Origin of the sequence: Streptomyces tricolor (assembly GCF_002155905.1) — a bacterium.
GTDB lineage: Bacteria > Actinomycetota > Actinomycetes > Streptomycetales > Streptomycetaceae > Streptomyces > Streptomyces tricolor.
This window is the reverse complement of sequence record NZ_MUMF01000748.1, coordinates 1-9,707: the sequence shown is the minus strand read 5'-3', so window position 1 is coordinate 9,707 and position 9,707 is coordinate 1. Positions and strand designations below refer to the sequence as shown.

At 71.4% G+C, this 9,707-nt stretch carries 7 protein-coding genes and 1 riboswitch; of the genes, 5 read left to right on the top strand and 2 right to left on the bottom strand.

Features of this window, described 5'->3' with window-relative positions; translation table 11 throughout:
- The first annotated feature begins 54 nt into the window (after nt 1–54).
- On the top strand, nt 55–1,146 hold the full coding sequence (locus CCN44_RS38785) for a bile acid:sodium symporter family protein (RefSeq protein WP_086703639.1): 1,092 nt from the start codon (nt 55–57) through the stop codon (nt 1,144–1,146).
- Here CCN44_RS38785 and nicT read toward each other — a convergent pair.
- Nucleotides 1,034–2,152, bottom strand: a complete 1,119-nt coding sequence (nicT, locus tag CCN44_RS38780) for a Nickel transporter NicT (protein WP_059250142.1) — start codon at nt 2,150–2,152, stop codon at nt 1,034–1,036. The two genes, CCN44_RS38785 and nicT, sit on opposite strands and share 113 nt — an antisense overlap.
- A 27-nt stretch (nt 2,153–2,179) precedes the next feature.
- Nucleotides 2,180–2,364: riboswitch (cobalamin riboswitch) on the bottom strand.
- Nucleotides 2,365–2,444: 80 nt separating this feature from the next.
- Between nicT and CCN44_RS38775 the strand changes: the two genes are divergently transcribed.
- The 3 genes from CCN44_RS38775 to CCN44_RS38765 all read left to right on the top strand — a co-directional run bounded on the left by CCN44_RS38775 (nt 2,445) and on the right by CCN44_RS38765 (nt 6,771).
- On the top strand, nt 2,445–2,795 hold the full coding sequence (locus CCN44_RS38775; protein ID WP_086703635.1) for an ArsR/SmtB family transcription factor: 351 nt from the start codon (nt 2,445–2,447) through the stop codon (nt 2,793–2,795).
- Between the two features lie 80 nt (nt 2,796–2,875).
- Nucleotides 2,876–4,537, top strand: a complete 1,662-nt coding sequence (locus CCN44_RS38770; RefSeq protein ID WP_086703628.1) for a glycoside hydrolase family 13 protein — start codon at nt 2,876–2,878, stop codon at nt 4,535–4,537.
- 56 nt (nt 4,538–4,593) lie between these two features.
- Nucleotides 4,594–6,771, top strand: coding sequence for a discoidin domain-containing protein (locus CCN44_RS38765; RefSeq protein WP_086703620.1), 2,178 nt, complete (start codon nt 4,594–4,596; stop codon nt 6,769–6,771).
- A 56-nt stretch (nt 6,772–6,827) separates the two neighbouring features.
- Here the strand turns inward: CCN44_RS38765 and CCN44_RS38760 are convergent, their stop codons facing one another.
- Nucleotides 6,828–8,126 (bottom strand): MFS transporter, encoded by a 1,299-nt coding sequence (locus CCN44_RS38760; protein WP_059254490.1) that lies wholly within the window; start codon nt 8,124–8,126, stop codon nt 6,828–6,830.
- Between the two features lie 157 nt (nt 8,127–8,283).
- Here CCN44_RS38760 and CCN44_RS38755 point away from each other — a divergent pair.
- Nucleotides 8,284–9,707 (top strand): phosphocholine-specific phospholipase C (locus CCN44_RS38755; RefSeq protein ID WP_107502161.1); only part of this gene is annotated, 1,424 nt, incomplete at its 3' end.

The following is a 9,707-nucleotide window of genomic DNA, read 5'->3' as shown; positions in this document are numbered from 1 at the left end:
CTCCTGCCTGGTAGCCGGGGCCCGGCCCATGCCCCGGCTACCAGGCAGGAGCGCATGCCTCAGACCCCCCTCACCGGCGCGGTCCGCCGACTGGCGCGCCGCGTCGACTGGTACATCGTCGCGTTGTTCGGCGCCATCGGCGTCGCGGCGCTCGTCCCCGCGGAGCGGGAGGCGGCCGAGGCCGTCTCCTGGCTGACCCGGATCGCCATCGGCCTGCTGTTCTTCCTCTACGGCGCCCGGCTCTCCCCGCAGGCCGCGCTCGACGGCGTACGCCACTGGCGGCTGCACCTGCCGGTCCTGGCGCTGACGTTCGCCGCCTTCCCGCTGCTCGGGCTGGCCGCGGAACTGCTGCCGGACCGGGTGCTCGGCGCCGAGCTGACCGCCGGCGTGCTCTTCCTCGCCGTGCTGCCGTCCACCGTCCAGTCCTCCATCGCCTTCACCTCCCTGGCCCGCGGCAACGTCGCCGCCGCCCTGTGCTCCGCGTCCTTCTCCACGGTCCTGGGCGTGCTGCTCACGCCCCTGCTGGCGGTCGCCCTGATCGGCGCCGGCGAGGACGGCGGCATCCCCGTCGTCCTCGGCCAACTCGGCGACATCGCCGTCCAGTTGCTGCTGCCGTTCCTCGCCGGGCAGGCGGTGCGGCGCTGGATCTCCGACTGGCTCGGCCGGCACCGCACGCTGATCGGCCTGTGCGACCGGGGCTCGATCCTGCTGGTCGTCTACGCGGCGTTCAGCCGGGGCATGACCACCGGCATCTGGCAGCGGGTGTCACCCGGCCGGCTGGCCCTGCTCGGCGTCCTGGCCGCCCTGTTGCTCGGCGCCGCCCTGCTCCTCGCCGACCGCTCCGCCCGGCTGCTGCGGCTGCCCCGCGAGGACCGCGTCACCGCGCTCTTCTGCGGCGCCACCAAGAGCCTGGCCAGCGGGCTGCCCATGGCGTCCGTGCTGTTCCCGGCGGACGAGGTCGCCATGACCGTGCTGCCCCTGATGCTCTACCACACCCTCCAGCTGGTGGTCTGCGCCGCGCTGGCCCGCCGGCTCAGTCGGACGCGGGAGCCGGCGCCGTCCGCGCCGACCAGCGCTCCTCCACCCGCGCCAGCCGCCAGTACCCCAGCGCTGCCGCCCACACCACCACGAACAGGCCGACGATGATGTAGCCGACGTTGTCCAGGTCGAGACCGGCGATCCAGGTGGTGACGGAGTCGCGCAGGTCGAACTTCTCGTGCAGGACGCCGACCAGCTCGATCGTGCCGATGAAGAAGGCCACGGCGATGGACAGGCCGGTGATCGCGAGGTTGTAGAACACCTTGCGGACGGGGTTGGCGAACGCCCACTGGTAGGCGAAGTTCATGAACGTGCCGTCCAGGGTGTCGAACAGGCTCATCCCGGCGGCGAACAGCAGAGGCAGGCACAGGATCGCGTACCAGGGCAGGCCGGCCGCCGCGCCGGAGCCCGCCATCACCATCAGCGAGACCTCGGTGGCCGTGTCGAAGCCGAGGCCGAACAGGAAGCCGAGCGGGTACATCTGCCCCGGCCGCGACACCGACTTCGTCAGACGCCCGAGCACCCGGTTCATGAACCCGCGCGAGTCCAGGTGCTGCTCCAGCTCCTTCTCGTCGTACGCCCCCGCCCGCATCGCCCGGAACACCTTGAGGATGCCCGCCAGCGCGACCAGGTTCAGCGCGGCGATGAGGTACAGGAACGTGCCGGAGATCGTCGTACCCAGGACACCGAGCACCTGATGGGTGGTGGACCCCTCGTTCATCACCTTCCCGGCCAGCGAGGTGCCGCCCGCGATCAGCAGCGCCAGCAGCACCACCACGCTGGAGTGCCCGAGCGCGAACCAGAACCCCACCGACACCGGCCGCTTCCCGTCCGCCATCAGCTTGCGGGTGGTGTTGTCGATCGCCGCGATGTGGTCGGCGTCGAACGCGTGCCGCATACCGAGCGTGTAGGCGGTGATACCGAGCCCGACCCCGAACACCTCCGAACCGACCTTGTAGTGCCCCGGCGTGACGAGCAGGAAGAGAATCCCGAAGGCGACGACATGCAGGGCGACGATCACCGCCATCAGCCCCACCGTCTTGACGGTGTCCTCGCGTCGCCAGCGGAACGAGGCGTGCGCGGACTCGGACAGGGACGTCCCGGGCAGGTTCATGTGGTCAGCTCCAGCACCTCGTGGATCTTTTTGTGAACTGCCGTGGCCGGTCTCCTGGCTTACGGGTCACACGTCCGCCGTCCCTGCCTTCCCGGTCGTACGACCAGTGGCCCGGCGGTGTGCCGGACGGAACGGGAACTCCCCGATCACAGTGGCGAGGGCCGCGTCGACCTTGCATCGACTTCCCGAACACCACGGCCCGCCCACCGTAGAGGGGCACGCGGTTTCCTGCATAGCTGCTTACCTGCGCAGGTATGGAAGATCACAGAAGCGGGCCTGCGAGGATGTGGGCATGCATCTCGTGCCTGCCGACCGAGCCGACCGTCGCACCATCGACGGGCACCGGGTGTGCGAGGCGATCGCCGCCATCGGCGACGCGGGGCGTCTGCGCACCTGGGCCGAACGTTTCTCGCTGCTGGCCGATCCCAACCGGCTCGCGCTGCTGCTCGCCCTGCACCGCACCGGGCCGCTCGCCGTCTCCGATCTGGCGATCGCCACGGGCATGAACGACCCGGCCGTCTCGCAGGCGCTGCGGCTGCTGCGGGCGGCCGGGGTCGTGGCGGGGGAGAAGGAGGGGCGCGTGGTGCGGTACCGGGTGGTGGACACGGAGGTACAGGGCCTGTTGGAGCACTGCACGGACTGATCGGCCGTGAAAAGGTTCGCTTTCCGGGCAAGGTGGACAGGTACAGATTCCGTACCGTCGTCCCTCCCAAGGGAGCCCGTATGGCCGACCTCTCGCCGGACCTCTCGCCCAGGAACCCCGACTGGTGGCGGCAGGCCGTCATCTACCAGGTCTATCCGCGCAGTTTCGCCGACGCCGACGGAGACGGCCTCGGCGATCTGAAGGGCATCGCCCAGCGCCTGGACCACCTCGCCGCGCTCGGCGTGGACGCCGTGTGGCTGAGCCCCTTCTACCCGTCCGAACTCGCCGACGGCGGCTACGACGTCATCGACCCGCGCGGGGTCGACGACCGCCTCGGCACCCTGGACGACTTCGACGCCCTGGTGGCCGAGGCGCACCGGCTCGGCCTCAAGGTCATCGTGGACATCGTGCCCAACCACACCTCCCACCTGCACCCCTGGTTCCAGGAGGCGCTGCGCGCCGGGCCCGGCTCCGCGGCCCGGGAGCGGTACGTCTTCCGGCGGGGCCGCGGGGCGCACGGGGAACTCCCGCCCAGCGACTGGCAGTCGGTGTTCGGCGGCAGCGCCTGGCGGCGGGTGCCGGACGGGGAGTGGTACCTGCACCTGTTCGCCCCGGAACAGCCCGACCTGAACTGGGACAACGAGGAGGTCCGCGCCGACTTCCGCACCACCTTGCGGTTCTGGTCCGACCGGGGGGTGGACGGCTTCCGCGTCGATGTCGCCCACGGCCTGGCCAAGGACCTCACCGAGCCGCTGCGGGACGTCGGCGACATCGGCGCGACCGGCGAGGACGCGCTGCCCCTGGTCCCGCCGGGCAGCCACCCGTACTGGGACCGCGACGAGGTCCACGAGATCTACCGCGACTGGCGCAAGATCTTCGACGCCTACCGCCCGCCGCGCATGGCGGTCGCCGAGGCCTGGGTGCCGGGTGCCCGCCGCGCCCTGTACGCCCGCCCCGACGAACTCGGCCAGGCGTTCAACTTCGAGTACCTGGAGGCGCGCTGGGACGCCGAGGAGCTGCGGGACGTCATCACCGGCTCGCTGGCCACCGCCCGGGCCGCCGGAGCCTCCGCGACCTGGGTGCTGTCCAACCACGACGTCGTACGCCACGCCTCCCGGCTCATGCTGCCGCCCGGCACCGATCCGGCCGCCTGGCTGCTCGCCGACGGCAGGGCGCCCGCGGTGGACCCGGCGGCCGGGCTGCGCCGGGCCCGGGCGGCGACCCTGCTGATGCTGGCGCTGCCCGGCTCGGCCTACCTGTACCAGGGCGAGGAGCTGGGTCTGCCCGAGGTCGCCGACCTGCCCGTCGAGGTGCTCCAGGACCCGATCTGGGAGCAGACCGGCCATGTCCGCAAGGGCCGCGACGGCTGCCGGGTGCCGCTGCCGTGGACCGCCGGGCTGCCGCACGCGGGCTTCGGCGCGCGGGAGGAGCCGTGGCTGCCGCAGCCGGCCGGCTGGCCGTCGTACGCGGTCGACCGCCAGCGGTCGGACCCCGACTCCATGCTCTCCCTCTACCGCACGGCCATCGCGCTGCGCCCGCGGTTCGGCGACGGCCCGCTGACCTGGCTGCCCGCCCCCGACGGCGTGCTGGCCTTCTCCCGCGCGGACGGGGCGCTGTGCGTGGTCAACCTCGCGGCCACGCCCGCCGACCTCCCCGCCCGCTCCCGGCTCCTGCTCAGCAGCGGCCCGCTGGACGACGCGGGCCGGCTGCCGCAGGACACGGCGGCCTGGCTGCACGCCTGAGCCGAGCCGTCACGACCTCGCTGTCCCACGCACCCCCACCACGAAGGGATCAGCACATGCACCGCAGCACCGCCGGAAACCTCCGGCGCATCCCCGCCCTCGGGGCGGTCGCCGCCCTCGCCACCGGCCTGCTCACCGCCGTCGCCCCGGCCGCCCACGCGGCGGCCGGCGCCACCCTCCCCTTCACCTCCGTGGAGGCCGAGTCGGCGACCGGCGACGGCACGAGGATCGGCCCCGACTACACACAGGGCACCCTCGCCTCGGAGGCCTCCGGCCGGCAGGCCGTCCGGCTGTCCGCCGGGCAGCGGCTGGAGTTCACCGTGCCGCGCGCCGCGAACGCGCTGAACCTCGCCTACAGCGTCCCGGACGGCCAGTCCGGCGCGCTGAACGTGTACGTCAACGGCACCAGGCTCGCGAAGACCCTGCCGGTGACCGCCAAGTACTCCTACATCGACACCGGCTGGATCCCCGGCGCCAAGACGCACCACTTCTTCGACAACACCCGGATGCTGCTCGGGCGCAGCGTCCAGGCCGGCGACAAGGTGGCCGTCGAGGCGACCGGCGTCCAGGTCACCGTCGATGTCGCCGACTTCGAACAGGTCGCCCCGGCCACCGCCCAGCCCGCCGGTTCGGTGTCCGTCGTCTCCAAGGGCGCCGACCCCAGCGGCGCCGGCGACTCCACCCAGGCCTTCCGGGACGCCATCGCCGCCGCCCAGGGGGGCACCGTATGGATCCCGCCGGGCGACTACCGGATCACCTCCTCCCTGAGCGGCGTACAGAACGTCACCCTCCAGGGCGCCGGCAGCTGGCACTCGGTGGTGCACACCTCCCGCTTCATCGACCAGTCCGGCTCCGCCGGAAACGTCCGCATCAAGGACTTCGCGGTGATCGGCGAGGTCACCGAACGCGTCGACTCCAGCCCGGACAACTTCGTCAACGGCTCGCTGGGTCCGGGCAGTTCGGTCTCCGGGATGTGGATCCAGCACCTCAAGGTCGGCCTGTGGCTCACCGGCAACAACGACAACCTGGTCGTGGAGAACAACCGGATCCTCGACACCACAGCGGACGGCCTCAACCTCAATGGCTCCGCCAAGGGCGTCCGGGTGCGCAACAACTTCCTGCGCAACCAGGGCGACGACGCCCTCGCCATGTGGTCGCTGTACTCCCCGGACACCGACTCCAGCTTCGAGAACAACACCATCTCGCAGCCCAACCTCGCCAACGGCATCGCCGTCTACGGCGGCACCGACATCGCCGTACGCGACAACCTCGTCTCCGACACCAACGCCCTCGGCAGCGGGATCGCCATCTCCAACCAGAAGTTCCTCGATCCGTTCCACCCCCTCGCCGGCACCATCACGGTCGCCGGCAACACGCTGGTGCGCACCGGCGCGATGAACCCCAACTGGAACCATCCGATGGGCGCGTTGCGCGTCGACTCCTACGACAGCGCGATCGAGGCGACCGTGGACATCACCGACACGACGATCACCGACAGCCCGTACAGCGCCTTCGAGTTCGTCTCCGGGGGCGGGCGCGGCCACCCGGTGAAGAACGTCACCGTCAGCGGCGCGACCGTGAGGAACACCGGCACGGTCGTGGTCCAGGCGGAGGCGCAGGGCGCGGCCACCTTCAAGAACGTCACCGCCACCCAGGTCGGAGCGGCCGGGATCTACAACTGCCCCTACCCGGCGAACTCCGGTTCCTTCAGCCTCACCGACGGCGGCGGCAACTCGGGCTGGTCGAGCACCTGGTCGGACTGTTCCACCTGGCCGCAGCCCGGACAGGGCAACCCCGAACCCGACCCGAACCGCAACCTCGCCAAGGGCCGCCCGGCCACCGCGACCGGCTCCCAGGACGTCTACACACCGGGCAAGGCGGTCGACGGTGACGCAGGCACCTACTGGGAGTCGGCCAACCACGCCTTCCCGCAGTCCTGGACGGTCGACCTCGGCTCCGCCTACGCCGTGCGCCGCCTGGTGCTGAAGCTGCCGCCGTCGGCCGCCTGGGGCGCCCGCACCCAGACCGTCACGGTGCTCGGCAGCACCGACGGCTCCGGCTACTCGACCGTCGTCGGCGCCCAGGGCTATCGCTTCGACCCGGCCACCGGCAACACCGCGACCGTGTCCCTGCCCGGCGGCACGAACCTGCGCTACCTGCGCCTGAGCGTCAGCGCCAACACGGGCTGGCCGGCCGGGCAGTTCAGCGAGGTGGAGGCGTACACGACCCCCTGACCGAGACCGGGGGAGAGCGGGGGAGCCGGGTCCCGTGCGCGAGGCGCGGCTCCCCCTCAGCGTTCCAGCTCCCGGTGGGCCGTCTCCGGCAGCCGCAGGTACACCAGCGAGGACAGCAGACAGAGCACGGCGACGTACCAGGGGAAGAGCCCGGAGTGGCCCAGCTCCTTGAACAGCGTGCCGACGTACGGGGCCGTGCCGCCGAACAGCGCCACGGTGAGGGAGTACGGGAAGCCGATGCCGGCCGCGCGCACCCGGGGCGGGAACACCTCGGCGTTGACGGCCGCGCTGACGGACGTGAACCCGGTCAGCAGCACCATGCCCGCGCAACTCACCAGCAGCAGCACGGCGAAGGAGTCGCGCAGCACGTGCAGCAGCGGCACGCACAACACGGCGAAGCCCAGCCCGAAGCACAGCAGCAGCGGCCGGCGGCCCACCCGGTCGGACAGCAGCCCGCCGAGCGGCTGGAGCAGGGCGAAGAAGGCCAGCGAGAGGGTGCTCGCGAGCAGCGCGTCCGACTTCGCGACGCCCGCGTTGAGTTCGGCGTACGTCGGCAGGTACGACGTCCAGGTGTAGTAGGCGAGGGTGCCGCCCGCGGTGATGCCGGCGATGAGCAGGGACTGGCGCGGATGGCGGCGCAGCGCCTCGAACAGGCCCGGCCGGGGCGCCTGGCGCTGCGCGGCGCTGCGGGTCTCCTCGGCGCCCCGCCGGATCCAGAAGCCGACCAGGCTGAACACCCCGCCGAGCCAGAACGGCACGCGCCAGCCCCAGCCGTCCATCGAGGGCTCGGCGAGCGTGTCCACGAGCACGGTGGTGACCCCGGACGCGGCCAGCTGGCCGGCGGTCGTCGAGACGTACTGGAAACTGGAGAACAGCCCGCGCCGGCCCGGCCCCGCCGACTCCACGAGGAAGGTGGTCGAGGCCGCGAACTCACCGCCCACCGACAGCCCCTGGAGCAGCCGGGCGGCGACCAGCACCACCGGGGCCAGCAGGCCCACCGAGGCGTAGGTGGGGGTGAGGCCGACCAGCAGGCTGCTGCCGCCCATCAGCAGGATGGTGACGGTGAGGGCGGCCCGCCGGCCGTGCCGGTCGGCGACGGCGCCCATGAGCAGCCCGCCCACGGGCCGCATGAAGAAGCCCACCGCGAACACGGCGAACGTCGACAGCAGCGGCACCAGCGAGTCGCCGGTGCCCTCGGGGAAGACCGCGGCGGCGATGTAGGTGGCGAGAAACGTGTAGGCGTACCAGTCGTACCACTCCACGGCGTTGCCCACGGATGCCGCGACAAGCTGCTTCATGGACTGTTTCGTCCGCTTCGGTACTCTCGTCTGTGCGTCTGTCATGATCGCGACCATCCCCGATCGGCGGCTTGCGCACTCCTCATGTCGCGACGAGTTCACATGAGTTCCACCAGAGCCTTCCCTGACGTTTGGTGCTCTTGGAACACTCGCTCCGCGCAGATTCCATCATTTCGGTGGCGTCATGTACGTCAGGACGAGAGGACCCTCACTCATGCCCGAAGTCAACCGGCGGCGCTTCCTCCAACTCGCGGGTGCCACCACCGCCTTCACGGCTCTGTCGAGCAGCATCCAGCGCGCGGCCGCCCTGCCCGCCCATTACCGCACCGGGTCCGTGGAGGATGTCGAGCACATCGTCGTCCTGATGCAGGAGAACCGTTCCTTCGACCACTACTTCGGCTCGCTCCGAGGAGTCCGCGGCTTCGGCGACCCGCGTCCGGTCACCCAGAACGGCAGGTCCGTCTGGAGGCAGTCCGACGGCACCAAGGACATCCTGCCGTTCCACCCCGACGCCGACGACCTGGGCCTGGCCTTCCTCCAGGACCTCCCGCACGGCTGGAACGACGGCCACGCCGCGTTCGCGGGCGGCAGGTACGACACGTGGGTGCCCGCGAAGTCCGCGACCACGATGGCGTACCTCACACGCGACGACATCCCCTTCCACTACGCGCTCGCGGACGCCTTCACCGTCTGCGACGCCTACCACTGCTCGTTCATCGGCTCCACCGACCCCAACCGCTACTACATGTGGACGGGCTACACCGGCAACGACGGCACGGGCGGCGGCCCGGTCCTCGGCAACGACGAGAAGGGCTACGGCTGGACGACGTACCCGGAACGGCTGGAGCGGGCCGGGGTCTCCTGGAAGATCTACCAGGACATCGGCGACGGCCTCGACGCGAACGGCAGCTGGGGCTGGATCAACGACGCCTACCGCGGCAACTACGGAGACAACTCCCTGCTCTACTTCACCGCGTACCGCGACGCCAAGCCCGGCGACCCGCTGTACGACAAGGCCCGCACCGGCACCGACGCCCGCAAGGGCGAGGGCTTCTTCGACCGGCTGAAGGCGGACGTCCAGGCGGACCGGCTGCCCCAGGTCTCCTGGATCGTCGCCCCCGAGGCCTTCACCGAGCACCCCAACTGGCCGGCCAACTACGGCGCCTGGTACATCTCCCAGGTGCTGGACGCGCTCACCGCCAACCCCGCCGTGTGGGGGAAGACGGCGCTGTTCATCACCTACGACGAGAACGACGGCTTCTTCGACCACGTCATCCCGCCCTACCCGCCGGCCTCCGCCGCCCAGGGCCGGTCGACGGTCGACCCCGCGCCGGACCTGTTCAAGGGCGACAGCAGTCATGTCGCCGGCCCCTACGGGCTCGGCCAGCGGGTGCCCATGCTGGTCGTCTCCCCCTGGAGCAAGGGCGGCTACGTCTGCTCCGAGACCTTCGACCACACCTCCATCATCCGGTTCATCGAGCGACGCTTCGGGGTCCGGGAGCCGAACATCTCGCCCTGGCGGCGCGCCATATGCGGCGACCTGACCAGCGCCTTCGACTTCTCCCGCAAGGACACCGCGCCGGCCGCGCTGCCCTCCACGGCCGGGTACCTGCCGAAGGACCACGACCGCCACCCCGA

Excerpts from the sequence above, each read along its gene's own strand:
- CCN44_RS38785 (WP_086703639.1), top strand. The coding sequence starts at position 55 with ATGCCTCAGACCCCCCTCACCGGCGCGGTCCGCCGACTGGCGCGCCGC.
- nicT (WP_059250142.1), bottom strand. The coding sequence starts at position 2,152 with ATGAACCTGCCCGGGACGTCCCTGTCCGAGTCCGCGCACGCCTCGTTC.
- CCN44_RS38775 (WP_086703635.1), top strand. The coding sequence starts at position 2,445 with ATGCATCTCGTGCCTGCCGACCGAGCCGACCGTCGCACCATCGACGGG.
- CCN44_RS38770 (WP_086703628.1), top strand. The coding sequence starts at position 2,876 with ATGGCCGACCTCTCGCCGGACCTCTCGCCCAGGAACCCCGACTGGTGG.
- CCN44_RS38765 (WP_086703620.1), top strand. The coding sequence starts at position 4,594 with ATGCACCGCAGCACCGCCGGAAACCTCCGGCGCATCCCCGCCCTCGGG.
- CCN44_RS38760 (WP_059254490.1), bottom strand. The coding sequence starts at position 8,126 with ATGGTCGCGATCATGACAGACGCACAGACGAGAGTACCGAAGCGGACG.